Origin of the sequence: Pseudomonas sp. TWR3-1-1, assembly GCF_049896545.1 — a bacterium.
GTDB classification, from domain to species: domain Bacteria; phylum Pseudomonadota; class Gammaproteobacteria; order Pseudomonadales; family Pseudomonadaceae; genus Aquipseudomonas; species Aquipseudomonas weihenstephanensis.
Genome location: NZ_JAFCUO010000002.1, coordinates 378284 through 403294, shown reverse-complemented (window position 1 = coordinate 403294; position 25011 = coordinate 378284). Strand labels below are relative to the sequence as shown.

The window sequence follows — 25011 nt, the reverse complement described above, 5'->3', positions numbered from 1 at the left end:
CAAACGGCGACCTTGGTTCTGAGACTGGCGATTCGCGTCGATCAATGACAAGCCCGCCCATCACTTAAGAGGGGTGCGTTTCTATGCAGTTACGGCCTTTGTTCTTGGCTCGGTACAGCGCTTCATCGGCGCGTTTAAGCACTTGATCACTGCGATCACCCGGCTTGAACGCTGCCAGACCGATAGACACCGTAACGGTGACCGGCTCACCTTTGAAGTGGAATGGGCACGCTTGAATCGCCGCGCGCAGTTTCTCGACCAACTGCAAGCCTATGGCCATCGAGGTATTGGGTATCAGCAACACAAACTCTTCACCCCCAAAGCGGGCAATGAAGTCTGTGGGACGCAGGCGTTTGCGCAGTTGCGTGGCGATGATCTTCAACACTTTATCGCCTGCTAAATGGCCATAGCCATCATTGATGCGCTTAAAGTGATCCAGGTCGAGCATGGCCACCAGCAGCAGGTTGCCGTGAAGTTGCCACTGTTCAACCTCATGGGCCAAACGCTCGCCCCAGGCCGCACGATTGGGCAAGCCGGTAAGCGGGTCGATCAGGGCTTTTTGGCGCTGCTCTTCAAGGTGTTCACGGTAGCCCTGGGCCTCCTGCTCCATGTGCGCCACACGCTCGGCCAGCCCTTGCAGGTGCGCCGCGACTTCTTGTTCGCGTGCATCGCGCTGTTGCTGGTGCTGGTCCATTGTGCCCAACAGGCCTTCCAGGCGGCTTTCAAGGATGTGCTTGAGGCTGCTGAGGTCGCAGGCTTCTTGCACACTGCTTTGCAGGTCGTCGACGTGCTCGCGCATTTGGGTGTGCAAGTCATCGGCCGCCGTTCGGCCTTCTGCATGGCCTTCACTGGCGGCCTGGAGGTTGCCTTGGAACGACTCCAGGCGCTCGTTGAGTTGCTTGAGGTAGGCCTCGAACTCATGTTGACCGCTGTCAGTGATGGCCAGCATCAGCACGGCAAGATCATCGAGGATAGGGAGCAATTCGTACCAGTTAAGCCCTTTTTCAAGACGGCTGCGCATGGCTTCGGCTTGCGGTCGATGATGTTCGGGCAGCGAAAGGTCGCTCAACAGCCCCAGCAACGTGGATTCGATGTGGGTCGCGACCGAGCTGTAGGATGGCTCGGGCGTGCTTGGCAGCGCGTAAGTCGGGTCTTCTTCAAGTGGCTCAAGCTGATCAAGGTCAGCACGGTTGTCTTCTGGTGCTTGAGTTTGGCTGATATGCGCTTGCGCCAACGCGACCACTGACTCCAGCGCGCCTTGCGCGCCATCGTCAACCGCATCCATCACCTCCTGCACGTCAACTGCCTGCACAGGTGAGGTGGGCTCCAGGGGGGGGAGCGATTTGATGTCGTCGTCAACGTGCGACAAGGGGAGGTTGTGCGGCTCTTGCGCTTCAACAACAGGCGGCATGACGATCGGTTGAGGGGCCGTGTCTTGAGCAACCTCAATAGCAGCGGCTTGAACCGCAACCGCCTCATCGACAGGCTCGTGGTTCGCCACTGGCACGACGACGGTTGCCGCCGCTTGCGGGGTTTGCACGGTGACAGGCTCTGGCACGGCTTTATCGGCTTCGCCGCTGCCAAACAGACGCTGCAACAAGCCCGGTTTGGCGGGTTCTGCATTATGCAGTTGCGGTGCCAGTGCCTGGCCCTGTAATTGGCTCAGTTCGCCCAGTAGCAGCGGTATTTCACGCGCCTGGGTGACGCGACTGTCGAGCTGCTTGGCGAATGTCTTAAGCGGTTTGCTGACTTCACGCGGTAACGGTAGCGCTTGCAGCTGAGTCACCAAGGTACTGAGCGCGGTACTGATTTGCTCAACCCGGGTTTCGCGGCGCTGCTCGGAGTCGAGCACGGCTTTTTCCAGGCGCGGCATCAATGCCGCCAATGCCGCGTCCATTTCGTCTGTGCGCACGGCCTCGCGCATTTCTTTCATGCATTGGTCGACTGTGCGGTCAGTGCCCTCGGCCGCCAAGGTGCTGCGCACCAAGCCGCGACGCAGTAAGTCGAGGCGGGCATTCCAGCGACGTTCGAGTTTTTCTTGTTGCTCGATACTTTTGAGGTACTTCTCTTTCCAGCGTTTTGCGTCGTCGGCGGTCATGCAAGGGGCTCACTGGCGGAAGGACTCAACACTGGCAGTGAATCTCCACCAATAGAGCCCGGCAAACGGATTTCAACCGCGACCGGCAAATGGTCTGAAATGGGCTGATCCAGCACTTGCACCCGTTCAAGGGTCAGGCTGGGGCTGAGCAAAATATGATCAAGGCAACGTTGCGGGCGCCAACTGGGGAAGGTGGCTTGCATTTGTGGCGCCAGCAAACCCAAATCCCGCAAAGGGGATGTTTGTAACAGATCACTGGCATGGGTGTTCATGTCGCCCATCAATACTTGGTGCTGATAACCACCAATCAGCTCGCGTACGTAGGCCAGTTGCAGGGTTCGGGTCTTGGCACCCAGCGCCAGATGCATCATGACCACGACCAGCGCGTCGGCACCTTCGCCAAAACGTACCAGAATAGCGCCACGACCAGCGGGGCCGGGCAGGGGATGATCCTCAATCGCGGTAGGTCGCAAACGGCTGAGCACACCATTGCTGTGCTGGGCCAGTCGACCAAGATTGCGATTGAGCTGCTGATACCAGTAAGGAAATTCGCCCTGTTGGGCCAGGTATTTAACCTGATTGATGTAGCCGGATCGGTGGCTGCCACCGTCCGCTTCTTGCAGAGCGACCAGATCGAAGTCGCTCAACAAGTCGCCAATTTTGTCCAGATTACCGGTCCGCCCTTTGTGTGGCAGCACGTGCTGCCAGCTGCGGGTCAGGTAGTGGCGGTAACTCTGGGTGCTGTTACCGACCTGGATATTGAAGCTGAGCAAACGCAAACGTCGATCATCCGACAGCCCGCTGGCCGCCAGATGATCCTCGTTAACCTGCGGTTCATGCAGGCCAACAATGCGCTCGCTTTTCCAGCGCCGCACGGGGGAGGGCGCCGCTTACTTCGCCGCCTTGGCTGCGCGCTCTTTGGCGATCAACTGGTCGGCCACGTTCAAGGCTTCCTCCGGGCCACCGGCAGTGCCGAGGTCGAAGCGATATTTGCCGTCGACGATCATGGTTGGAACGCCAGAAACTTCGTATTTCTTGGCAAGTTTTTTGGCATTTGCGATTTGGCCCTTGATGGCGAATGAGTCAAAAGTGGCCAGGAATTTGTCTTTGTCCACGCCCTGAGTGGCGAGGAAGTCAGCCATGTCGTTTTTGTCGGTCAGGCGCTTGCCTTCTTTTTGAATCGCGTTGAAAACAGCTGAGTGAACCTTGTTCTCAACGCCCATCGCTTCAAGGGTCAGGAACATCTGACCGTGAGCGTCCCACGGACCACCGAACATGGCTGGAATGCGCACGAAATGCACGTCGGCAGGGAGTTTTTCCGCCCACGGATTGATCACCGGCTCAAACGAATAGCAATGCGGGCAGCCATACCAAAACAGCTCAACGACTTCGATCTTGCCAGGCTGGGCAACTGGAACGGGGTTGCTCAACTCAACGTACGTTTCACCTGCTACAAGCGGCACATCGGCGGCTTGAGCGGACATGCCAAACAGGCTGGCACTGACGAGAGCGGCGCTGAGGATCAGATTACGCATGCTTTACTCCTGGGCAAATAAGGTCGCAGTCACGTGACCTGTATTCAGACAGGTCCGTGCTGGCTTGAGTTCGGTAGTGTAACGGCAGATGCCATAAAAAAGGGCAGCCAAAGCTGCCCTTTTAAACTCACATGCAAGGATTAAACGATCGTTAACGTTGCCAAAAGCGTCAAGCCCTGGCGGTACCGACCGTTTTTGCCTTAGTGCAGGCCTTGAATGTATTGGGCCAGTGCTTTGATGTCCTTGTTGCTCAGCTTGGCCGCGATGGTGCGCATGGTCATCGCGTCGCCGTCGTTGGTACGGTCGCCTTCGCGGAAGTCTGTCAGTTGTTTCTCGATGTAGCTGGCGTGCTGGCCACCCAGATGCGGGAAACCGGCAGGTGCATTGCCTTGACCATCGGGCGAATGGCAGCCGGTGCAAGAAGGCAGACCTTTCTCGACGTCCCCACCACGGAACAACGCCTGGCCGCGCTCGACCAGTGCCGGGTCAGCTGCACCCACGCTGTTTTTCTGGCTGGAGTAGTAGGCCGCGATGTCAGCCAGGTCCTGATCGCTCAGGTTGGTCAGCAGGCCAGTCATTTCCAGGACCTGACGCTTGCCGTCCTTGATTTCGTGCAACTGCTTGAGCAGGTATTTATCACCTTGCCCGGCCAGTTTTGGGAAGTTTGGCGCCATGCTATTGCCGTCTGGACCGTGACAAGCGCCACACACAACGGTTTTTGCCTGACCGGCAGCAGCATCGCCCACAAGAGCAGTGCCTGCGGCCTGGGCAACACCGGTGACGCCCAAGGTCAACAGCAGACTCACGAGTAATTTGTTCATCAGCTAATCCAACTACGGCTAAGGGTTAAAGAGTTATGGGCCGGGCTTACTCATTCATCGCACGATGATCAATCGGTAAACCTCGACACTGCAGTCCATGCACAAACCACGCGGCGGCATCGCCTTGAAACCCTGGGGCACGTGTCGCACCAGCGCTTCCATACCCTGCTCTCTAGCTGGCTCCAGGCTTTGCGACGACCGGTTTCGGCTCGGTTGGCAACTGGCCAGTATGGCAGGCAATACAAACGCGGTTGTACACGGCTTCCGGATCCTGTGTAGCCTGAGCGCTATTCACGGCATCAAGATACCGGCAGCTAGCAGCCATTTCGTCATAAAACGACCTTTTCAGGGTTGGGAGCTTGCTGCGTTCTAATGCGCAACCTAGGTCTATCGCTCCCGTGTACTTCATCCTACGCTGGGACAAAGCGCACACAAAATCTGCGGCATTATATACTGGCGCCACTGAAACGGAAACGACACGCTCGCCGCGTCCATTCCTGACGCCGCTCACATCGGAAATCCCATGCAACTCAAGAACCCCATCCTCGGCCTGTGCCAACAGGCTACCTTCATGCTCAGCGCTGCCAAAGTCGATCAATGCCCTGACGACGAGGGCTTTGAAGTCGCCTTTGCCGGGCGTTCCAACGCCGGTAAATCCAGCGCCCTGAACACGTTGACCCACGCCAGCCTGGCGCGAACCTCAAAAACGCCGGGCCGTACTCAACTGCTCAACTTCTTCCAGCTCGATGAAGATCGTCGTCTGGTCGACTTGCCGGGTTACGGCTACGCCAAAGTGCCTATCCCGCTAAAAATGCACTGGCAGCGTCACCTTGAAGCGTATTTCGGCAGCCGGGAAAGTCTCAAAGGCGTCATTTTGATGATGGATATTCGTCATCCAATGACCGATTTCGACCTGTTGATGCTCGACTGGACCGTCTCAAGCGGCATGCCGATGCATATTTTGATGACCAAAGCCGACAAACTGACGTACGGCGCTGCGAAAAATACCCTGCTCAAAATTCAGGCAGAAATTCGCAAGAAGTGGGGCGACAGCGTCACCATCCAGTTGTTCTCCACCCCTAAGCGCATGGGCCTGGAAGAGGCGTACACCGTGCTCGCCAAATGGATGGAATTGCCTAATAAAGGCGAAGAAGAGACCGGCGAGTAACAAATCGCAGGCAAAAAAAACCCCGGACTTCGTATGGGGAGGGGGAAGTTCGGGGTTCAAGTACTGAACCGCTAGGGCGGGGTTCAGAATTCTGCCAACACTTAACACAACATTAGGAGCATTGAAGGGCTTCACCACCCATTCAGTAGATCTGAGTGGTGAAGGCAGATTTAGTTCAAAACGCCTAAAAACGATTTGATCTAAGCCCATACCCTTTACAACTAATGGCATATTGCCTGCGACTATTGGCCGCAGGCTTTTCGCACTGTTAGTGCGCTTGATCCCAGTTGTTGCCCACGCCCACTTCAACCACCAGCGGCACGTCGAGCTTGGCCGCTTCGCTCATGTGCTTGCGCACTTCGTCGCGTACCTGGTCCACCAGGTCTTCGCGCACCTCCAGCACCAATTCATCGTGTACCTGCAAGATGACGCGTGCATCGAGGTCAGAGGCGCTCAACCAGTTATCCACAGACACCATGGCTTTCTTGATGATGTCTGCTGCCGTACCTTGCATCGGCGCGTTGATCGCTGTGCGCTCAGCACCTTTGCGCAGCGCAGGGTTTTTGGCGTTGATCTCTGGCAAGTAGAGGCGACGACCAAAAATGGTCTCGACGTAACCTTGCTCGGCCGCTTGAGTCCGCGTGCGCTCCATGTAGTCCAATACGCCGGGATAACGTGCGAAATAGCGGTCGATGTACGCCTGCGACTGTTTGCGGTCGACACCAATCTGCTTGGCCAAGCCAAACGCGCTCATGCCGTAAATCAGGCCGAAGTTGATCGCCTTGGCACTGCGCCGCTGATCGGTCGTGACGTCAGCCAATTCAACACCGAAAACTTCGGCAGCCGTGGCGCTGTGCACGTCAAGGTTATTACGGAAGGCATGCAGTAAACCTTCGTCCTTGGCCAGGTGGGCCATGATCCGCAATTCAATTTGCGAATAGTCCGCGGCTAACAGCTTGTAGCCTTTAGGGGCCACGAACGCCTGACGAATGCGACGCCCTTCCGCCGTGCGAATCGGGATGTTTTGCAGGTTAGGATCGCTGGACGACAAGCGCCCGGTCGCCGTGACTGCTTGGTGATAGGACGTGTGAATCCGGCCTGTGCGCGGGTTGATTTGCTCTGGCAGGCGATCGGTGTAGGTGCTTTTCAGCTTGCTCATCGAGCGGTACTGCATCAGCACTTTAGGCAGCGGGAAGTCTTGCTCGGCCAGCTCCGCAAGCACGGCTTCGGCGGTGGACGGCTGACCTTTTGCGGTTTTGCTGATAATCGGCAAACCCAGCTTTTCGTACAGGATCACCCCCAATTGCTTAGGCGAGCTGAGGTTGAATTCTTCGCCTGCAATCTCAAATGCCTCACGCTCAAGCGCGACCATTTTGTCGCCCAACTCAACGCTCTGCACGCCCAGCAGCTTGGCGTCCACCAGCGCGCCTTGGCGCTCAATGCGCGCCAACACAGGCACCAGCGGCATTTCAATGTCCGTCAGTACGCTGTTCAACGTTGGGATGGCGGCCAGTTTTTCGTGCAGCGTGTTGTGCAAGCGCAGCGTCACGTCCGCGTCTTCGGCTGCGTAGGGGCCAGCCTGCTCCAACGAAATCTGGTCGACGGTCAGTTGTTTGGCACCTTTACCCGCGATGTCCTGAAAACTGGTGGTGGTGTGACCCAAGTACTTGAGCGCCAGGCTGTCCATATCATGGCGCGTGGCGGTGGAATCGAGTACGTAGGATTCAAGCATCGTGTCGAAGGCAACGCCTTGCACCATGATCCCGCACGCCTGATCGCCACCGATGGCGCAGTTGGCCAGGATATTGATATCAAATTTGGCGTGCTGGCCGACTTTGGCTTTGTTTGGGTCTTCAAGCAGGGGCTTGAGCGCGAGCAACACCGTGTCCCGGTCCAACTGCTCAGGCACGCCCATGTAGGAATGCGTCAGCGGAATATAGGCTGCCTCGCCCGGTTTGACTGCGAACGATATGCCTACCAGTTGAGCTTGCTGAGCGTCCAGCCCGGTGGTCTCGGTGTCAAAGGCGATCAGCTTGGCGGCCTGCAACTTCTTCAGCCATACATCGAAACGGGCCTGATCGAGGAGGGTTTCGTACTGGGATTGAGCTTCAGCCACCACCACCGGCGCTTCCTGCGTAATTACCTGCCCGGCACGCTTGGCTTCACGCTCGACGTCGGCAATCCAGCTTTTGAATTCCAGTACGGTGTACAGCTCAATCAGCTTTTCACAATCCGGGGCCTTGAGGTGCAGGTCGTCAAGGCCGATATCCAGCGGCACATCTATTTTGATCGTGGCCAATTGATACGACAAAAATGCCATTTCTCGGTGTTCTTCGAGTTTGGCCGGCAAATTTTTAGCGCCGCGAATCGGTAACGTCGGCACGATATCGAGCTTCTCGTACAAGTCCGCCAGGCCGCCGCCTACACCTACCAGTAAGCCAGATGCTGTCTTCGGCCCAATGCCCGGCACGCCAGGGATGTTGTCGGACGAGTCGCCCATCAGTGCGAGGTAATCAATGATCTGCTCCGGCGAAACGCCGAACTTCTCTTTGACGCCTTCAATGTCCAGCACACTGCCGGTCATGGTGTTGACCAGCGTGATGTGGCCATCGACCAGTTGCGCCATGTCCTTGTCGCCGGTCGAGATCACCACCGGGCGGTCGGCTGCGGCGCTGCTGCGCGCCAGCGTACCGATCACATCGTCGGCCTCAACGCCCTCAACGCACAGCAACGGGAAGCCCAGCGCGATCACGCTGGCATGCAACGGCTCGATTTGCACCCGCATGTCATCGGGCATGCTGGGGCGATTAGCCTTGTATTGGGCGTACATGTCATCGCGAAATGTACCGCCCTTGGCATCGAAAACGACCGCAAATGGGCTGTCCGGATACTGCTTGCGCAGGCTTTTCAGCATGTTCAGCACGCCCTTCACGGCACCTGTCGGCAGGCCCTTGGACGTGGTCAGCGGTGGCAGCGCGTGGAAAGCGCGATAGAGATATGAAGAACCGTCCACCAGGACGAGGGGTGCTTGGCTCATGAGCAGGATCAACCTTTTCGGCGAGTCCGGCGCTAGAATGCCCGGACCAATGACGACAAAGGGACAAGGTTATCATGCGCACACTTAATCGCCTGTTGCTCACCGGCTTGATTGCAGCCATTCCGCTGGTAACCTTTGCGGCCGATGACGCAACTGGCGCGGAGCCAGAGGTCACCATTCGCACGGAAGGCGATAAAACCATTCAGGAGTACCGTCAAAACGGTTTCCTATATGCCATCAAGGTCACCCCAAAAGGAGCGCCGCCGTACTTTTTAGTGCGTGCTGATGGTACTGATGCCAATTTCATCCGCTCCGACCAGCCGGATATGCTGATTCCTTCGTGGAAAATCTTCGAATGGAAGTAGCGTCTTAACTTTAATCGGCGCCGCACGCCTGCGGCGCCCGTACTGGCAGTTTTAAACCATGTCTGTTTTCACGCAACTGGCTCGTCCCGAGCTGGAAACCTTTCTTGCACCTTATGGGCTCGGCCGACTGCTGGATTTTCAGGGGATCGCCGCGGGTAGCGAAAACACCAACTATTTCATTAGCCTGGAGAAGGGCGAATACGTCCTGACTCTGGTTGAGCGTGGCCCTATCAATGAAATGCCGTTCTTTATTGAACTGCTGGATGTGCTGCATGACGCGGATTTACCCGTGCCCTATGCGCTGCGTACCCAAGACGGGCAGGCCCTGCGCGAATTGAAAGGCAAGCCCGCGCTGCTTCAACCACGCCTGGCGGGCAAGCACATTCGCCTCGCCAACGCTCAGCACTGCACGCAAGTGGGTGAATTGCTCGGGCATCTGCATTTAGCGACCCGTGACAAAGTGCTGGAGCGCAAAACCGACCGTGGACTGGACTGGATGCTGGCCGAAGGCCCGGCGCTGAAAGCGGACCTGGCCCCAGAATCCGCCGACCTGCTGCAAAAAGCGCTCGACGAAATGACCGCGCGCAAAGCGCAGATTTTGGCGCTGCCACGGGCTAATTTGCACGGTGATCTGTTTCGCGATAACGCCATGTTTGAAGGGACACACCTGACCGGTCTCATCGACTTTTACAACGCCTGCTCAGGCCCGATGCTGTACGACGTGGCCATTGCCCTGAATGATTGGTGCGCAGACGACGCAGGCAACATCGACGCCCCACGTGCCCGCGCCTTGCTGGGTGCTTATGCGGCGTTGCGCCCATTTACGGCCAGCGAGGCCGAGCTGTGGCCCACCTTGTTGCGCGTCGCCTGTGTGCGCTTCTGGCTATCGCGCTTGATCGCCGCACACGCCTTTGCCGGCCAGGACGTGCTGATTCATGACCCCGGCGAGTTTGAACAACGGTTGGCCGCTCACCAAAAGGTCAGCATCCAGTTGCCGTTTGCGCTGTAAATTGCGCCACGCCGCTTGAAGTTACACAGGTGCTGCGGGCTGTAGTGTCGCCCGCAGATCTTCATCCCAATCCCCAACATCAGGTGGGGTCCGTTCCAGCAGGCGCGGGCTTTACTGACTTTTTGGTTATTAATAAATAGCTTCTTATTCCTTAGCGAATCTAAAAACCCTCCCTATACTGGCCCGGTAACGCACACAAAGCAGGAGGCGCACACCCATGGGCAACGAGTCGATTCGCTATTTGATAGTGCCGGGCTGGCAAGGTTCTGCCGACGATCATTGGCAAACCCACTGGCAGAACAGCCTGCCCAACGGTGCCCGTGTGGAGCAGGCCAACTGGTTGACGCCACGGCGCGAAGACTGGATTGCGGCGCTGGCCGAAGCCATTGCGGCCGACAGCACGCCGGTGATTCTGATCGCACACAGCCTGGGGTGCATCACGGTGGCTCATTGGGCCGAACGCGCACCTGCCAGCCTGTTAAGCCAGGTACGCGGCGCGCTTTTGGTGGCCCCGGCCGATGTCGAACGGCCTGCCTGCGCGCCTGCCCTGCGCAACTTTGCACCCATCCCGACGAGCGTTTTGCCGTTCCCGAGCCAGATTGTCAGCTCCGACAACGACGCCGCTGTCAGCGCCCCGCGGGCGTTGGAATTTGCTCGCAACTGGGGCGCCGAAGTCGGAATTATCAGCGGTGCTGGACACATCAACGTCAAGTCCGGGCATCAGCGCTGGGAGCAAGGCTTCGCCTTCCTGTATCGCCTGCAAACCCGCATCGAGCACGACGCCCTGCGCCGCGCGTGAATTATTTGTAACGCCCGCGCCCACCCTTCGGCGGCGGGCGGGAGCCTGCCATGAGCCTGCACGAAACCTTTGGTCAGCCGCTTTTGACCTTTCCCGACGCTGAAAAAAGCCCGCTCAGCATCCGCGCCAAGGCGCTGGTGTTTGTCGACCCGCGTTCACGCCAACTGCGTAACGATCTGGAGCTGTTGGCGCCGCGTGCGCTGCCCGTGCTGATCCGTGGCGAAACCGGCAGCGGCAAAGAGTTGCTCGCCCGCCACATTCACCGCGCCAGCGACCGCACCGGCTTGTTTGTATCGGTCAACTGCGGGGCGATCAGCCCGACGTATGCCGACGCCGAGTTGTTTGGATACGCTGCCGGCGCCCACAGCAGCTCGGCCAGCAGCCGTGCCGGGTGGTTCGGATCGGCCAATGGCGGCACCTTGTACCTGGATGAAATCGGGGACTTGCCACTGGCCATTCAGACCAAGTTATTGGCCGCGCTGGAAACCCATGAAGTTACCCGCGTGGGCGCGCATCAACCGAGTCCGGTGGATGTGCGCTTAGTCGCGGCCACCAGCATCGATCTGGCGCAGGCCGTAGCAGCGGGCAAGTTCCACGAACGGCTGTACCACTATTTAAGCGAAGGGCGACTGGACTTGCCCGCGTTGCGCGAGCGGCCGGGGGATATTTTGTCGCTGGCTGAATACTTTTTGGGCATCTACAGCCAGCGACTGAACCTCGCCGTGCCGTTTATCAGCGAGCGCGCCCAACGGGTATTGGAGCGTCACAGCTGGCCGGGCAACACCCGCGAGCTGGAGAACGTGATCCATTTTGCGTTGTTGGTGAGTACGGGGGAGGAGATTGAACCCGAGCACTTGAATCTGCCGGATGCACTGAGCCAGATCGCCTTGTTTATCAAAGGGGCGACGGCGCAGGAGCTGGCAGCGCTTAAAGACCTGCTTTAAAGAGTGGCGACTTGCAAGTGAACAAAATGGAATAAGAAGCTGAATAAATATTATTGTTCGGGAATAAAGAATCTCGGTATTGTCCGCAGCGTCTTCACATAAAAACCGTCATCCGAACGGTCACTCGCACTAGGGGCATTGCATGAAAAAGGTTCTGTTGTTTACCGCACTGGCGGCTGCTTTGACGGCAGGCCTGGCACAGGCTAACGAGAAACTGGTGGTCGCCGCGACCCCGGTTCCCCATGCTGAAATCCTTGAGCTGATCAAGCCGACCCTCGCCAAAGAAGGCGTGGATCTGGAAATCAAGGTCTTCACTGATTACGTGCAACCCAACGTGCAAGTCGATCAAAAGCGCCTGGACGCCAACTACTTCCAGACCCTGCCGTACCTCAAAAGCTTCAATGAAGGTAAAGGCACTGATCTGGTGACCGTGATTGGCGTTCATGTTGAACCGTTCGGTGGCTACTCCAAGAAAGTTAAATCTTTGAGCGAACTCAAAGACGGTGCCACCATTGCGATCCCGAACGAGGGCAGCAACAGCGGCCGTGCGTTGATCCTGCTGCAAAAGGCCGGCCTGATCGAGTTGAAAGACCCGAAAAACGCTGTCGCCACACCCAAGGACATCGCTAAAAACCCGCACAACTTCAAGTTCAAGGAGCTTGAGTCCGCCATGCTGCCTCGTGTTCTGGATCAGGTTGATTTGGACATGATCAACACCAACTACGCGCTGGAAGCGGGCCTGAACCCGGCCACCGACGCGTTGATCATTGAAGGCGCTGACTCGCCCTACGTGAACTTCCTGGTTGCACGCCCAGACAACAAAGACAGCGACGCCATCCAGAAACTGGCCAAAGCCCTGACCAGCCCTGAAGTAAAAGCGTTCATTGCTCAAAAATACAAAGGTGCCGTGCTGCCCGCGTTCTAAACCCGCGCCGCTTCACTGTAAACGCCGACGGCTTGCACTGCGTCGGCGTTTTTATTTGTCTGGCCAATACCACGCGGGTTGATCCAGCAGGCGCTGGCCGACGACTTCGGTCTGGCCGAGGTTTTTTTCCAGCACGATGCAATTGCATTCCGGGTCTTGCTGCAACGCTGCGATCAAGCGGCGGGCGTGGGACACCACCCACACTTGCGTGTGCTGCGAGGCACGAACAATCAGCCGCGCCAGTGCCGGTAACAGGTCGGGGTGCAGGCTGGTTTCGGGTTCGTTCAGCACCATCATGGTCGGCGGACGCGGGGTGAGCAGGGCGGCAATCAGCAGCAAGTAGCGCAACGTGCCGTCCGACAACTCGGCCGCCGAGAGCGGGCGCAGCAGCCCTTCTTGAAACAATTGAATGCCAAACCGCCCGCCCGCCAGTACGTCGATGTTCAGGCGCGCGCCGGGAAACGCATCGCTGATGGCCGCATGCAAAGCCCTGGGGTCGCCGATTTCAAGGATGGTTTGCAGTGCGGCGGCCAGGTCGCGGCCATCGTGATGCAACACGGGGGTGCGCGTGCCCAATTGCGGCTGGCGCACGGGAGCATCGGGATCGCTGCGAAAGTGATCATAAAAACGCCAGCCGCGAATGGTTTCACGCAGGCGCAGCACTTCGGGCGAGGCATGCAGGCTGCCGACCTGATCGAACAGGCTGTCGAACATCGGCGTGTGCTGGGCCAGCACCTGCCACTCGCGCTCGGCGCGCGCACGAATCATCGGGCCTTTGCGCTCTACCAACTCGCTGGCCGGCCGGTAATACGGGCCAGCCCAAATGCTTTCATGCTTGATTTGCGGGTCGAGGGCAAACGCTGACATTTGCGGGATGGGCAACCCCAATGCAATCGCGTAGCTGAAATCTTCCCCGGTAAATCCCAGCCGCAGCCGTTTGACCTCTTGGCGCACGTTGGGCTCAATCGCCACGGCCCCTTGTTGCATGCGCCGCGAGATGACTTCGGGGCCTGCCCAAAAGGTCGATTCAAGGCCACCTTCACGCGCCAGCGCATTGATGACCCCGCCTTGTGCGGTTTCAGCCAACAGCCGTAAGGCGCGATACAGGTTGGATTTGCCGCTGCCATTGGGACCGGTGATGAGATTGAGCCGCGCCAGCGGGATGACCAACTGATTAATGGAGCGGTAGTTGGCCACCGCCAGGGTTGTAAGCATCGGTGACCTCCTGGAAACATGCGGACATTATGGACCCAGTCGCCGCCTGAGGCTGCTGTGTGTTTATATCGCAGCCTTCGGCAATCACTACAGATGTTTCGTACACAGAGTCCCACAGACACTGAACCCTGTTCTACGCTGTCAGTCGTATCGTCAGCTAAATCAGCATCACGCAAAGGAGCCTGCATGGCTGGTCCACGAAGTCAGGTTGTATTGGGCATGAGCCTGTTGGTGCTACTCACCGCGTGCGGCAAAGAGGCCCCCCAAGAGCCTTTGTCGCCACGGGTGTATGTGCAGCAAGTCAGCACACGCGAGTTTGCCCCGCCCATTCAGCTCAGCGGAGACATACAGGCGCGGGTCGAAACCCAACTTTCATTTCGCGTCGGCGGCAAAATCATCGAGCGCTCGGTGGATGTGGGTGATCACATTCAGGCCAATCAGGTGTTGGCGCGTCTGGACCCCAAAGACTTGAAAATCCAGGTTGCTAGCGCTCAGGCCAGCGTCAATGCCCAGCAGGCGCAAGTGGTCCAAACCCGTGCCGCGTTTATTCGTCAGCAAAAACTGCTGCCTAAAGGCTATACCAGCCAAAGCGAATACGACGCGGCCAATGCTGCGCAACGCAGCGCACAAAGCGCGTTAGCGGCCGCGCAAGCGCAATTGGCCAATGCCCGTGAACAACTGAGTTACAGCAACCTCGAAGCCGAAGCGCCGGGCGTTATTACTGCGCGCCAGGCCGAAGTCGGGCAAGTGGTGCAGGCCACCATGCCGATATTCACCTTGGCCCGCGACGGTGCTCGTGATGCGGTGTTTAACGTCTACGAGTCATTGTTTATCGAACCCCCCAAAGACCCGACGGTGCAGGTCACGCTGCTGAGTGATCCGCAGATCAAGGTCAACGGCAAGATCCGCGAAATCACCCCAACGGTGGCAGCGCAAAGCGGCACGCTGCAAATCAAAGTGCAGCTGGAGGCGCTGCCCAAGGGCATGGATCTGGGCGCTATCGTGAGCGTTAACCTCACGCCTGCCACCAGCCGCAGCATCGAACTGCCCTGGTCGGCACTGACCAAAGACGTCAGTGAGCCTGCCGTCTGGCTGGTTGACGACAAAAACAGCGTGTACCTGAAGCGGGTCAAGGTCGGGCGTTATCTGACCGGTAGCGTGATCATCAGTGAAGGCCTCAAGGACGGAGAGAACGTGGTGGTCGCAGGCGGGCAACTGCTCAACCCCGGCATGCAGGTCGAAATTGCGCCTATGCCTAACGGGGGCGCCCAACTATGAAGCGTTTGTGGATAGTGCCGTTCGCTGCCGCGCTGCTGGTCGGCTGCTCTGAAGAAAAACCCCCGCAAGCGGTACGCCCCGCCTTATACGTGGTGGTGCAGCCCGAACGGTCAGAGCACCTTGGGCGTTTTGCCGGCAATATCGAAGCCCGCTACGAGAGCACCTTGGGCTTCCGCGTACCGGGGCGCATCGTGCGCCGCTTCTACGACGTGGGCGCAGTGGTTAAACAGGGGGATATCCTGGCTAACCTGGACCCGACCGATCAGCAAAACCAATTGCGCGCAGCCCAAGGCGACTTGGCCAAAGTGCAGGCACAGTTGATCAACGCACAGGCTAACGCCCGCCGCCAGCAAGAACTGTTCGACCGCGGTGTCGGCGCGCAAGCACAACTGGACACCGCTCAGGCTGACCTCAAAACCACTGCTGCCTCGATGCAGCAGGCCGTCGCTGCGGTGAATCAGGCGCAAGACCAACTCAGTTACTGCAACCTGCGCGCCGACCATGACGCGGTCATTACCGACTGGAAAGCCGAAGCAGGCCAAGTGGTCAGCATCGGCGAAGAGGTGGTGACGCTGGCACGGCCCGAAATCAAGGAAGCGGTGATCGACCTGCCCGGTCCTTTGGCTGAAGCGCTGCCCAAAGGCATTGAATTTCAGGTCGCGGGGCAGCTTGATCCCAATGTCAAAACCACAGCTCGCGTGCGTGAAATCGCCCCGCAAGCCGACAGTGCCACCCGTACCCGTCGTACACGGCTGACACTGGACCAAACCCCTCCCGCGTTTCGTTTGGGCAGCTCCGTGAGCGTGACCGTGAGCACCCCGATTGCCGAGCACTTCGAGTTGCCCGTCACCGCGTTACAGGACGTCGATGGCAAAACCCGCGTGTGGGTCATTGACACGCAGACGCAAAGCGTCAGCCCGCAGGATGTGACCGTGCTCAGTCGCGATACCCGCAATGCACTGCTGAGCGGTGGCCTCAAGGCAGGCGACAAAGTAGTCATTGCCGGCGTGAACAGCCTCACCCCCGGGCAGAAAGTCAGACTCGATAAGGAAAGCTCGCAATGAATGGGAAGTTCAACCTGTCTGAGTGGGCCCTGAAGCATCAGTCGTTTGTCTGGTATTTGATGTTTGTGTCTGTGCTCGCCGGGATTTTTTCGTACATGAACCTGGGGCGTGCCGAAGACCCGAGTTTCGCGATCAAAACCATGGTGATCCAGACGCGCTGGCCGGGTGCCACGGTCGATGAGACCCGGCTTCAGGTCACCGACCGCATCGAGAAAAAACTCGAAGAACTCGACTCGCTCGACTACGTGCAAAGCTACACCCGCCCAGGCGAATCCACGGTGTTTGTGTTCCTCAAGGACACCACAAACGCCAAGGCCATCCCGCAGATCTGGTATCAGGTTCGCAAGAAGATCGATGACATTCGTGGCGATTTCCCCCAGGGCATTCAAGGCCCGGGGTTCGACGATGAATTCGGAGACGTGTACGGCACGATCTATGCCTTCACCGGCGACGGCTTTACCATGCGCCAATTGCGCGATTACGTGGAACATGTGCGCACCGGCATTCGTGACGTGCCCAATCGCGGCAAGGTGACGACCATTGGTGAGCAGGACGAAACGTTCTATCTGAACTTCTCCACCCGTAAGCTGGCCGCCCTGGGCCTCGACCAGCAACACGTGCTCGAAAGCCTGCAAGCGCAAAACGCCGTCACCCCGGCCGGGGTGATCGAAGCGGGGCCGGAGCGCATGTCGGTGCGCACCTCGGGCCAGTTCCAAACCACCGAAGACCTTGAGGCCGTCAACCTGCGGGTCAACGACCGTTTTTATCGACTGGCGGATGTTGCCGAAATCACTCGCGGCTACGTCGACCCGGCCTCACCCATGTTCCATTACAACGGTAAACCGGCTATCGGTCTGGCGATTGCCATGAACGATGGCGGCAACATTCAAGCGTTCGGCAAACAACTGCATCAACGCATCGACGAACTCACCGCCGAGCTGCCGGTGGGCGTGGATGTGCACATGGTGTCCGATCAGGCGCAGGTGGTTGAAGTGGCCGTGGGTGGCTTCACCAGCGCGCTGTTTGAAGCGGTCATCATCGTGCTGGGGGTGAGTTTCATCAGCCTCGGTTTGCGCGCGGGTCTGGTCGTCGCCATCTCGATCCCGCTGGTGCTGGCGCTGGTGTTTGTGTTCATGGAGTTTGCGGGTATCGCCATGCAGCGCGTGTCGCTGGGTGCGCTGATCATCGCGCTGGGGTTATTGGTGGATGACGCCATGATCACGGTGGAGGTCATGATCACACGACTCGAAATGGGCGAAAGCAAAGAGGAGGCAGCGACATTCGCTTACCATTCCACGGCCTTCCCCATGCTCACCGGCACCCTGGTGACCGTCGCAGGCTTCGTCCCCATCGGCCTCAACAACAGCTCGGCGGGGGAATACACCTTCACCCTGTTCGCAGTGATTGCCGTGGCGATGCTGGTGTCGTGGGTGGTGGCCGTGCTGTTTGCGCCGGTGCTGGGCGTGCATATCCTGAGCACCAAGGTCAAACCCAAACCAGAAAAACCGGGACGACTGGCCCATGCCTTCGACACCGGTTTGCTGTGGTGCATGCGTCATCGCTGGATGACCATTGGTGCCACGGTACTGATGTTTGTGCTCTCGGTGTTTGGCTTGGGACTGGTGCAAAACCAGTTCTTTCCGTCCTCGGACCGCCCCGAAATTCTGGTGGATTTGAACCTGCCACAAAACGCATCCATCGAGGAGACCTTAAAAGTCACCCAACGGTTCGAGCAAACCCTCAAGGGCGACCCGGACATCGTGCGTTGGAGCAGTTACATCGGCGAAGGGGCCATTCGCTTTTACTTGCCGCTGGACCAACAACTGCAAAACCCGTTCTTTGCACAGTTGGTCATCGTCAGCACCGGCCTGGAAAATCGCGATGCCTTGATGGAGCGCTTGAACAAACGCCTGCGTGATGACTTTGTCGGTGTGGGCACATTCGTGCATACCCTTGAGCTGGGGCCGCCGGTGGGGCAACCGCTGCAATACCGCGTCAGCGGCCCCAACATTGACCAAGTGCGCAAGCAGGCGATTGATCTGGCCACGGTGCTGGACGCCAATCCAAATGTCGGTGAAATCAACTTCAACTGGAACGAACCGGGCAAAGTGTTGCGCATCGATATCGCGCAAGACAAAGCACGCCAATACGGTTTGTCGTCCGAAGATGTGGCTCACGTGATGAACAGCATTGTCACGGGTGCGGCCGTCAGCCAGGTCAAAGACAACATCTACCTGATCAACATCGTGGGCCGGGCGGTGGGCAGCGAACGCGGCAGCCCTGAAACCTTGCTCAACCTGCAAATCACCACCCCGAGCGGGACATCCATCCCATTGTTGGCTTTTGCGTCAGTGCGCTACGAACTGGAGCAACCGTTGATCTGGAGCCGTGACCGCATTCCGACCCTGACACTCAAAGCTTCGGTGCGCGGCAGCCTGCAACCCACCGATCTGGTCGCGGATCTCAAACCCGAGATCGAGAAGTTCGCGGCCAACTTGCCGCACGGATATACGCTGCAAACCGGCGGTACGGTGGAGGAAAGCGCCAAGGCACAAGGCCCGATCGCCAGAGTGGTGCCGTTGATGCTGTTTTTGATGGCGACCTTCTTGATGATCCAGTTGCAGAGCGTGCAGAAGATGTTTTTGGTGGCCAGTGTGGCGCCGTTGGGCCTGATCGGCGTGGTGTTGGCGCTGGTGCCAACCGGCACGCCGATGGGCTTTGTGGCCATCCTGGGAATCCTGGCGCTGGTGGGCATCATCATTCGTAACTCGGTGATCCTGGTCACCCAAATCGATCAGTTCGAACGCGATGGCTACGACCCTTGGCATGCCGTGGTACAGGCCACCGAGCACCGTCGCAGGCCGATCTTGCTCACGGCAGCCGCTGCCAGTCTGGGCATGATCCCTATCGCGCGCGAAGTATTTTGGGGGCCGATGGCCTACGCCATGATCGGCGGCATCATATCGGCAACCTTGCTGACGTTGCTGTTCCTGCCTGCGCTGTATGTGGCCTGGTACAAAATCAAAGAATCGAAGGAGCCAAGCCCGGTGGCTAAATAATCTGTGCCCGCGCCTGCTTGCTTGCGAGGATTTGTCGCGAGCAAGCAGGGCTACACCGCTGGATTGTTTAGAATTTCAGAATACTGGTATCAATTTATGAGGCTTTATCCGCGCTGACCGATCTGTGAATCTAGCAGCACACCTTTTCCACTCTGGAGTGTTGCCATGACCACTACACACACGCGCGTTGCCATCATCACCGGCGCCTCGCGCGGCATCGGTGCCGTCATTGCCAGGCAACTGGCCAGCGAAGGGTTTGCCGTCGCCATCAACTACGCCAGCAGCGCCCGCGAAGCGTCTGCGCTGGTGGTTGAGTTGCGCCAGGCCGGGCATAAAGCGATGGCTGTGCAGGCAGACGTCGCCAACGCCGCTGACGTGGCGCGCCTGTTCACTGAAACCGAGCAGCAACTGGGCAAGGTGGATGTGCTGATCAACAACGCGGGCATGCTCACCGTGATGCCGTTGGCACAACACAGCGACGAGCTGTACGACCAGACTTTCAATATCAACACCAAAGGCACGTTTAATACCCTGCGTGAGGCGGCTACGCGGCTGAACAGCGGGGGACGCATTGTGAATTTTTCGAGCAGCACCGTGGGCATGAACCTGCCGGGTTATGCGGTGTACATCGCGAGCAAGGCTGCCGTCGAATCACTGACCCAGGTGTTTGCCAAAGAGCTGCGCGGACGGCAGATCACGGTCAACGCCATTGCACCGGGACCAGTGGCCACGCAGCTGTTCTTGCAGGGCAAGACCGAGGAGCAAATCCAGGCATTCGCTAAAATGCCGCCGCTGGAGCGCTTGGGCCAGCCGCAAGACATCGCCCGCATCGTCTCATTTCTGGTCAGCACTGCCGCTGACTGGGTCAACGGGCAAGTGCTGCGAGCGAATGGCGGGTTGGTCTAAGCAGTCAGCGGGTAGCGAAGGGGGTCAGGGTTTGCGCGTCACTTGTCCGAGCGTAAACCCTTCACATCCGTCGCCTTGACTTCACCCGCCTGGTTGCCCCAACTGGTGCGAATGAAATTCACCACATCCGCCACTTCCTGATCTGACAAGCGCCAGTCAAAAGCCGGCATGGTGAAGGTCGAAGGCGCCGTGTGCGTTGCCGGTAATGTTGCGCCCTTGAGCACGATATGAATCAAGGAGGTCGGGTCTTCAGACTGCAACACAGGATTGCCGGCCAAGGCCGGGAATACACGGGTGTAGCCGTTACCGTCAGTGCGATGGCACGCCGCACAGTTATCGATATACACCGCTGCGCCGCGTTTGCTGTCGTCACCGTTCCACAAGGCATCTGCCACGGCCGGATCGTACTGATGCGGCTTGTCAGCTGAGTCAACAGCAGGCAATGACTTCAAGTAGCGTGCGATAGCGGTCAAGTCAGCTTCAGACATGTACTGCATGCTGTGCACGATCACGTCACTCATGCCGCCGAAAACTGCACTGCGATCACTGCGACCGGTTTTCAGGAACTGCACCAGTTGCGCTTCGTTCCAACTGCCCAGGCCATCTTTATGATCGCCGCGCAGGTTCTTCGCGATCCAGCTTTCCAGGGGGGCACTGCCAGACAGGAAGGTGCTGCCATCGGTAGCGCTCAGGGCTTTTTCCTGCATAGTCAGTGCGCGTGGCGTGTGGCATGCGCCGCAGTGGCCAAGGCCCTCCACCAGATACGCACCGCGGCTGACCACAGGGTCTTGCTGGGCCACGGGTGTGAAATCTTCAACCGCAGGCGCAAACATCCAGCGCCACATGGCCAGCGGCCAGCGCATGCTCATCGGCCATGGAATATCCACGGCCTGATTCTCTTGCGCGACGGGTTTAACACCGTTCATGAAGTAGGCATACAGCGCTTGCATGTCAGCCTGATTGACCCGCGCGTAGGACGGATAAGGCATCGCCGGGTACAACGTGCTGCCGTTTTTAGCGATGCCATGACGCACGGCTTTGTCGAAGTCTTCAAAGCTGTAATCGCCGATACCGCTTTTATCGGGCGTGATGTTAGTCGAGTAAATAAGGCCAATCGGGGTTTCCATCGCCAGGCCTCCGGCGAATGGCTTGCCCCCCTTTGCGGTGTGGCAGGCCACGCAGTCACCGGCGCGCGCCAGGTATTCACCTTGCTGGATCAGTGCATGCGAGCTGTCTTGGGCGGCCATTGCCGCAGTGCTGCCCAACAGGGCCAAGATCGCGATAACAAATGTTTTCATGGTCATCGCTCCTTATGCCTGAACCAGTGGGCCGGGGTTTTTCAGGTACTGCTCACGAATCGCCCGGGCTGACCAGTACGTCAATGCAGCCACCAAACCTGTCGGGTTGTAGCCCAAACCTTGTGGGAACGCCGAGGCGCCTGGCACAAACACGTTATGCACATCCCAACTCTGCAAGTAGCGGTTCAGGGCACTGGTTTTGGGGTCGGTGCCCATGATTGCGCCACCGTTGAGGTGAGTGGTCTGGTAGGACGCCGTGTTGAAATGGTCACCGACTTTTTTACCGATCAAGGCGATGGCTTTCGGGTTCATCGCTTCGGCGATCTTGCCCATCTTTTCCATCATGAAACGGTTCATTTTGATGTCGTTTTCTTGCCAGTCGAACGTCATGCGCAGCAGTGGCTGGCCGTAGGCGTCGCGGTAAACCGGATCGAGATCAAGGTAGTTACCACGGTAAGACTGATGCGCACCGTGAGCGTCCATTGATACCTGATGCGTGTAGTAATCGGCGGTGGCCTTTTTCCAGGCGCTGCCCCACGCCGGGGTGCCGGGCGGGTTGGACGTACCCGCAATCGGGCGGCTACCTGCCTGGTTGACCCACATCGGCGAGCCGCCCACAAAACCGTGGGGGCCGTGATCGAAGTTATCGGCGTTGAAGTCATCGATGGCCACGCCATTACCGCCAGCGCCGATGAAGTTGTTGGTGTGCACGTCTTTGTCGAAGTACGCCTTGATCGTGCCCATGTTCTGGTAGGCAAAGTTACGGCCCACCACCCCTTCATTGGTAATCGGGTCGTAGGGTTTGCCGATCCCGGAGAGCAGCATCAAACGCACGTTATGGAACTGGAACGCACCCAAAATCACCAGGTCGGCAGGCTGCTCGATTTCGCGGCCCAATGCGTCGATGTACGTCACGCCCGTGGCTTTGGTCTTGGTGCTGTCCAGGTTCACGCGAATCACGTGGGCATTGGGGCGCAGCTCAAAATTAGGCACCTGCTTGAGCGCAGGCAGGATGTTTACGTTGGGCGATGCTTTGGAATACATGTAGCAGACGTAGCCGCTGCAAAAACCACAGAAGTTGCACGGCCCCATCTGCGCGCCGTAGGGGTTGGTATACGGCCCGGAAGTGTTGGCTGAAGGCAGGTTGTAGGGCTTGTAGCCCACCTCGTTGGCGGCCTTCTGAAACAGCTGTGCAGAAACGTTGTTTTTCTGCGACTCCAGCGGGAAATGATGCGAGCGATCCGGCGCATACGGGTTGCCGCCTTTGCCTTCGCCGACCAATTGACCGTTTACCGTCCATGCCTGACCCGAGGTGCCGAACACTTTTTCGGCGTAATCGAAGAACGGCTCCAGCTCTTCATAGCTCACGCCGAAGTCCTGGATGGTCATGTCCTTGGGGATAAAGTGTTTGCCGTAACGCTCTTCGTAATGGCTGCGCATGCGCAACTCAATCGGGTCGACACGAAAGTGCACCCCCGACCAATGCAAACCCGCCCCGCCCACACCGTTGCCGGGGAGGAAGGCACCCAACTGGCGATTAGGCAAAGCGACGTCATTCACGCTGTGGCGGATGGTGACAGTTTCTTTCGATACGTCTTGAAAGAGTTTTTTGCGAACGCTGTAAGTGAGTTCGTCGATTACTTGCGGGTAGTTGCCATCCGGGTAAGTGTCCTGCATCGGGCCGCGTTCAAGGGCGACAACGTTCAGTCCTGCTTCGGTCAGCTCTTTGGCCATGATCGCGCCGGTCCAGCCGAAACCGACGATAACTGCATCAACTTTTTTCATTACGGTGGTCATGCTCAAGCCCTCTCGCCGCGAATGGAGACTGCCGGGAAGGGGTACGGTTCGTTGCGTTCAACCCAGTCCATGAAATCAGCGCGCGCGCCGGGAAAGCCGATCAAGGTCCAGCCGACCATGCCTTTGTTGCCCCCGTGAATCGGGTCGCAGAAAAAGCCTTCTTTGGTGTTTTGCAGCAAAAAGCTGAAGAACATCTTGGCCGGGACACTCTCGAATTGCGGGGCGCCTGCTTCCAGCTGTTTGAGTACTTCGTCTCGGGTAGCGCTGTCTAGGCCAGCAAATACTGAACCATGTACCTTTTTGCAGTGCTCATCCGTAGCGGCAATGCCCAGGCGATAAATCTGGTTGGGCACCAGTTTGCTCTGCCAGCCCATCTCGGCAGGGGCGTCAGCATTGAACGGGCCTTGCATGAACCACAGCGCGCCGCTGGCATAAGGTGTGTTCATTTGGCGGTCGATGTATTCCGGCACGCCTGCTTCCAGAGCACCGGGACCTTGTTCGTCGGCCGGGATCAAACGCGCCACGGCAGCATTCACAAACGCCCATTCTTCAGCGGTGAAATATGTCGGTTCATAGGCTTTGCCGGGCGCCGGCGTGCGGCCCTCAGCCGGCGAAGCGGTCTGTGCGTCAGCGTTGGCGGTGGCCATGAGCACAGAGCCGCCAAGGCTGGTGCTGGCCACCGTTACAACAGGAATCAGGGTCAGGGTTTTGCGCAGAAACTCACGCCGCGGGTTGTCTTGCTCAGACATGAGGCACCTCATCAGGCAGTCACGGATTACAGCTGCTCATGGGCAGCTTCTCGTTTTGGCAGGCGGTACGGGGTCGAAAACAACCTAAAAAAAACACGCAGGCAAAAATTGGTTACAAATTCTAACAGGCCATTCGCCTTGATGAACCGTTTCGTGCGTAATTTTGCCGCACCCATGGCCAATTGCTTTTAAGTGTTTGCGTCATGACGATTTTTTGACAAATGGCTCACAGAGTTTTTATCCGGTTTAACGCACGCTCGCCGTACTTTCCCTGATCCCTATAAAAACGGTCGAACTGATATGGCGAAAAAACGGATTTTCCCTGCGTTGTGCCTGACCTTCCTGGTGCTTGGAGCACAGCCACAGGCTCAGGCGGATGAAAGTCCGGTGCTACGGCCGCAACAATGGGCGCAACCCGTTGCCACGCAGTACAACCTGTATCAAATGTCTCCCACGCTGTACCGCAGCGCATTGCCCGACAGCGCTGCCCAGCCCCTGTTGGAAACGTTGCAGATTGCGACCGTGATCAATTTCTTGCCCGAGGCTGATAGCACCTGGTTGAAAACCCCCGGCGTCAATCAAGTGCAGTTGCCTTATCGCACCAACCATGTGGACGACCAAGACGTGTTGGCGGCTTTACGGGCGATTCAAACGGCCCAGGCACAGGGCCCGGTGTTGATGCACTGCAAGCATGGCGCTGACCGCACAGGTTTGATGTCGGCGATGTACCGGGTGGTGGTGCAGGACTGGAGCAAGGAAGACGCTCTCAAAGAAATGACGCAAGGCGGCTTTGGAGACAACTCGCATTACAAGGACGGGGCCAACTACATGATGAGCGCCGACATTCCCAAACTGCGTTCTGCTTTGAGCAGCGGTGCTTGCAGCACCAGCCCGTTTGCTTCGTGCGTGGTCATGAATTGGTTAAAGCCGGGAAAGGCGTGAGG

Annotated in this window: 20 protein-coding genes and 1 pseudogene; 11 read left to right on the top strand and 10 right to left on the bottom strand. The window is 58.1% G+C overall.

Annotation, left to right across the window (positions count from 1 at the left end; all coding sequences use genetic code 11):
• Positions 1 to 64: 64 nt before the first annotated feature.
• From ACP7A4_RS07385 to ACP7A4_RS07365, 5 genes and pseudogenes are all read right to left on the bottom strand, one after another.
• The gene (locus ACP7A4_RS07385) at positions 65 to 2098 is read right to left on the bottom strand and encodes a diguanylate cyclase (RefSeq protein WP_426246208.1); all 2034 of its coding nucleotides are present in this window, start codon (positions 2096 to 2098) and stop codon (positions 65 to 67) included.
• A complete protein-coding gene (locus ACP7A4_RS07380; protein ID WP_048402050.1) occupies positions 2095 to 2973 on the bottom strand; it encodes an endonuclease/exonuclease/phosphatase family protein in 879 nt (292 codons plus the stop codon). Before ACP7A4_RS07380 ends, ACP7A4_RS07385 begins: the two co-directional genes overlap by 4 nt.
• A gap of 15 nt (positions 2974 to 2988) precedes the next feature.
• Positions 2989 to 3633, bottom strand: coding sequence for a thiol:disulfide interchange protein DsbA (dsbA, locus tag ACP7A4_RS07375; protein ID WP_203302048.1), 645 nt, complete (start codon positions 3631 to 3633; stop codon positions 2989 to 2991).
• Between the two features lie 200 nt (positions 3634 to 3833).
• Positions 3834 to 4454, bottom strand: coding sequence for a c-type cytochrome (locus tag ACP7A4_RS07370; protein ID WP_048363923.1), 621 nt, complete (start codon positions 4452 to 4454; stop codon positions 3834 to 3836).
• A 54-nt stretch (positions 4455 to 4508) separates the two neighbouring features.
• Positions 4509 to 4787: pseudogene (locus ACP7A4_RS07365) on the bottom strand (c-type cytochrome).
• A gap of 190 nt (positions 4788 to 4977) precedes the next feature.
• Here ACP7A4_RS07365 and yihA point away from each other — a divergent pair.
• A complete protein-coding gene (yihA, locus tag ACP7A4_RS07360; RefSeq protein ID WP_048402049.1) occupies positions 4978 to 5622 on the top strand; it encodes a ribosome biogenesis GTP-binding protein YihA/YsxC in 645 nt (214 codons plus the stop codon).
• A gap of 268 nt (positions 5623 to 5890) precedes the next feature.
• Here the strand turns inward: yihA and polA are convergent, their stop codons facing one another.
• Positions 5891 to 8659 (bottom strand): DNA polymerase I, encoded by a 2769-nt coding sequence (gene polA, locus ACP7A4_RS07355; RefSeq protein ID WP_426246204.1) that lies wholly within the window; start codon positions 8657 to 8659, stop codon positions 5891 to 5893.
• Between the two features lie 74 nt (positions 8660 to 8733).
• On the opposite strand from polA, the gene ACP7A4_RS07350 reads away from it, so the two are divergent.
• From ACP7A4_RS07350 to ACP7A4_RS07330, 5 genes are all read left to right on the top strand, one after another.
• Complete coding sequence (locus tag ACP7A4_RS07350) at positions 8734 to 9024, top strand: DUF2782 domain-containing protein (RefSeq protein WP_059765775.1); 291 nt, start codon at positions 8734 to 8736, stop codon at positions 9022 to 9024.
• Between the two features lie 58 nt (positions 9025 to 9082).
• On the top strand, positions 9083 to 10033 hold the full coding sequence (locus ACP7A4_RS07345) for a homoserine kinase (protein ID WP_426246202.1): 951 nt from the start codon (positions 9083 to 9085) through the stop codon (positions 10031 to 10033).
• A gap of 217 nt (positions 10034 to 10250) precedes the next feature.
• A complete protein-coding gene (locus tag ACP7A4_RS07340; protein ID WP_059765771.1) occupies positions 10251 to 10832 on the top strand; it encodes an alpha/beta hydrolase in 582 nt (193 codons plus the stop codon).
• Positions 10833 to 10882: 50 nt separating this feature from the next.
• Positions 10883 to 11776 carry a sigma 54-interacting transcriptional regulator gene (locus tag ACP7A4_RS07335; protein ID WP_059765769.1) on the top strand — a complete coding sequence of 298 codons (894 nt, stop codon included), beginning with the start codon at positions 10883 to 10885 and terminating at the stop codon, positions 11774 to 11776.
• Positions 11777 to 11918: 142 nt separating this feature from the next.
• Positions 11919 to 12701 (top strand): MetQ/NlpA family ABC transporter substrate-binding protein, encoded by a 783-nt coding sequence (locus tag ACP7A4_RS07330; RefSeq protein ID WP_059765767.1) that lies wholly within the window; start codon positions 11919 to 11921, stop codon positions 12699 to 12701.
• A gap of 51 nt (positions 12702 to 12752) precedes the next feature.
• Here the strand turns inward: ACP7A4_RS07330 and ACP7A4_RS07325 are convergent, their stop codons facing one another.
• Positions 12753 to 13916: an AAA family ATPase gene (locus ACP7A4_RS07325; protein ID WP_059765764.1), complete on the bottom strand. Its 1164-nt coding sequence runs from the start codon at positions 13914 to 13916 to the stop codon at positions 12753 to 12755.
• A gap of 186 nt (positions 13917 to 14102) precedes the next feature.
• Here ACP7A4_RS07325 and ACP7A4_RS07320 point away from each other — a divergent pair, with 186 nt between their 5' ends.
• The 4 genes from ACP7A4_RS07320 (at position 14103) to ACP7A4_RS07305 (ending at position 20223) form a co-directional block, all read left to right on the top strand.
• Positions 14103 to 15194 (top strand): efflux RND transporter periplasmic adaptor subunit, encoded by a 1092-nt coding sequence (locus ACP7A4_RS07320; protein WP_426246199.1) that lies wholly within the window; start codon positions 14103 to 14105, stop codon positions 15192 to 15194.
• A complete protein-coding gene (locus ACP7A4_RS07315) occupies positions 15191 to 16258 on the top strand; it encodes an efflux RND transporter periplasmic adaptor subunit (protein WP_059765760.1) in 1068 nt (355 codons plus the stop codon). Before ACP7A4_RS07320 ends, ACP7A4_RS07315 begins: the two co-directional genes overlap by 4 nt.
• Positions 16255 to 19317, top strand: coding sequence for an efflux RND transporter permease subunit (locus tag ACP7A4_RS07310; RefSeq protein ID WP_059765758.1), 3063 nt, complete (start codon positions 16255 to 16257; stop codon positions 19315 to 19317). Before ACP7A4_RS07315 ends, ACP7A4_RS07310 begins: the two co-directional genes overlap by 4 nt.
• Positions 19318 to 19482: 165 nt before the next feature.
• Entirely contained in the window at positions 19483 to 20223 is a 741-nt protein-coding gene (locus tag ACP7A4_RS07305) for an SDR family oxidoreductase (RefSeq protein WP_059765756.1), read from the top strand.
• A 38-nt stretch (positions 20224 to 20261) separates the two neighbouring features.
• Here ACP7A4_RS07305 and ACP7A4_RS07300 read toward each other — a convergent pair whose 3' ends face one another.
• From ACP7A4_RS07300 to ACP7A4_RS07290, 3 genes are read right to left on the bottom strand one after another with little or no spacing between them, the layout of a single operon-like run.
• On the bottom strand, positions 20262 to 21521 hold the full coding sequence (locus ACP7A4_RS07300) for a c-type cytochrome (protein ID WP_203302044.1): 1260 nt from the start codon (positions 21519 to 21521) through the stop codon (positions 20262 to 20264).
• Between the two features lie 12 nt (positions 21522 to 21533).
• On the bottom strand, positions 21534 to 23318 hold the full coding sequence (locus ACP7A4_RS07295; RefSeq protein WP_426246197.1) for a GMC family oxidoreductase: 1785 nt from the start codon (positions 23316 to 23318) through the stop codon (positions 21534 to 21536).
• A 2-nt stretch (positions 23319 to 23320) separates the two neighbouring features.
• Complete coding sequence (locus ACP7A4_RS07290) at positions 23321 to 24067, bottom strand: gluconate 2-dehydrogenase subunit 3 family protein (protein WP_059765749.1); 747 nt, start codon at positions 24065 to 24067, stop codon at positions 23321 to 23323.
• 300 nt (positions 24068 to 24367) lie between these two features.
• On the opposite strand from ACP7A4_RS07290, the gene ACP7A4_RS07285 reads away from it, so the two are divergent.
• Complete coding sequence (locus ACP7A4_RS07285) at positions 24368 to 25009, top strand: dual specificity protein phosphatase family protein (RefSeq protein ID WP_426246194.1); 642 nt, start codon at positions 24368 to 24370, stop codon at positions 25007 to 25009.
• Positions 25010 to 25011: the final 2 nt, after the last annotated feature.

What these genes read in the sequence shown, in the direction of transcription:
- ACP7A4_RS07385 (WP_426246208.1), bottom strand. Translation starts at nt 2,098, where the DNA reads ATGACCGCCGACGACGCAAAACGCTGGAAAGAGAAGTACCTCAAAAGT.
- dsbA (WP_203302048.1), bottom strand. Translation starts at nt 3,633, where the DNA reads ATGCGTAATCTGATCCTCAGCGCCGCTCTCGTCAGTGCCAGCCTGTTT.
- ACP7A4_RS07370 (WP_048363923.1), bottom strand. Translation starts at nt 4,454, where the DNA reads ATGAACAAATTACTCGTGAGTCTGCTGTTGACCTTGGGCGTCACCGGT.
- yihA (WP_048402049.1), top strand. Translation starts at nt 4,978, where the DNA reads ATGCAACTCAAGAACCCCATCCTCGGCCTGTGCCAACAGGCTACCTTC.
- polA (WP_426246204.1), bottom strand. Translation starts at nt 8,659, where the DNA reads ATGAGCCAAGCACCCCTCGTCCTGGTGGACGGTTCTTCATATCTCTAT.
- ACP7A4_RS07350 (WP_059765775.1), top strand. Translation starts at nt 8,734, where the DNA reads ATGCGCACACTTAATCGCCTGTTGCTCACCGGCTTGATTGCAGCCATT.
- ACP7A4_RS07345 (WP_426246202.1), top strand. Translation starts at nt 9,083, where the DNA reads ATGTCTGTTTTCACGCAACTGGCTCGTCCCGAGCTGGAAACCTTTCTT.
- ACP7A4_RS07340 (WP_059765771.1), top strand. Translation starts at nt 10,251, where the DNA reads ATGGGCAACGAGTCGATTCGCTATTTGATAGTGCCGGGCTGGCAAGGT.
- ACP7A4_RS07335 (WP_059765769.1), top strand. Translation starts at nt 10,883, where the DNA reads ATGAGCCTGCACGAAACCTTTGGTCAGCCGCTTTTGACCTTTCCCGAC.
- ACP7A4_RS07330 (WP_059765767.1), top strand. Translation starts at nt 11,919, where the DNA reads ATGAAAAAGGTTCTGTTGTTTACCGCACTGGCGGCTGCTTTGACGGCA.
- ACP7A4_RS07325 (WP_059765764.1), bottom strand. Translation starts at nt 13,916, where the DNA reads ATGCTTACAACCCTGGCGGTGGCCAACTACCGCTCCATTAATCAGTTG.
- ACP7A4_RS07320 (WP_426246199.1), top strand. Translation starts at nt 14,103, where the DNA reads ATGGCTGGTCCACGAAGTCAGGTTGTATTGGGCATGAGCCTGTTGGTG.
- ACP7A4_RS07315 (WP_059765760.1), top strand. Translation starts at nt 15,191, where the DNA reads ATGAAGCGTTTGTGGATAGTGCCGTTCGCTGCCGCGCTGCTGGTCGGC.
- ACP7A4_RS07310 (WP_059765758.1), top strand. Translation starts at nt 16,255, where the DNA reads ATGAATGGGAAGTTCAACCTGTCTGAGTGGGCCCTGAAGCATCAGTCG.
- ACP7A4_RS07305 (WP_059765756.1), top strand. Translation starts at nt 19,483, where the DNA reads ATGACCACTACACACACGCGCGTTGCCATCATCACCGGCGCCTCGCGC.
- ACP7A4_RS07300 (WP_203302044.1), bottom strand. Translation starts at nt 21,521, where the DNA reads ATGAAAACATTTGTTATCGCGATCTTGGCCCTGTTGGGCAGCACTGCG.
- ACP7A4_RS07295 (WP_426246197.1), bottom strand. Translation starts at nt 23,318, where the DNA reads ATGACCACCGTAATGAAAAAAGTTGATGCAGTTATCGTCGGTTTCGGC.
- ACP7A4_RS07290 (WP_059765749.1), bottom strand. Translation starts at nt 24,067, where the DNA reads ATGTCTGAGCAAGACAACCCGCGGCGTGAGTTTCTGCGCAAAACCCTG.
- ACP7A4_RS07285 (WP_426246194.1), top strand. Translation starts at nt 24,368, where the DNA reads ATGGCGAAAAAACGGATTTTCCCTGCGTTGTGCCTGACCTTCCTGGTG.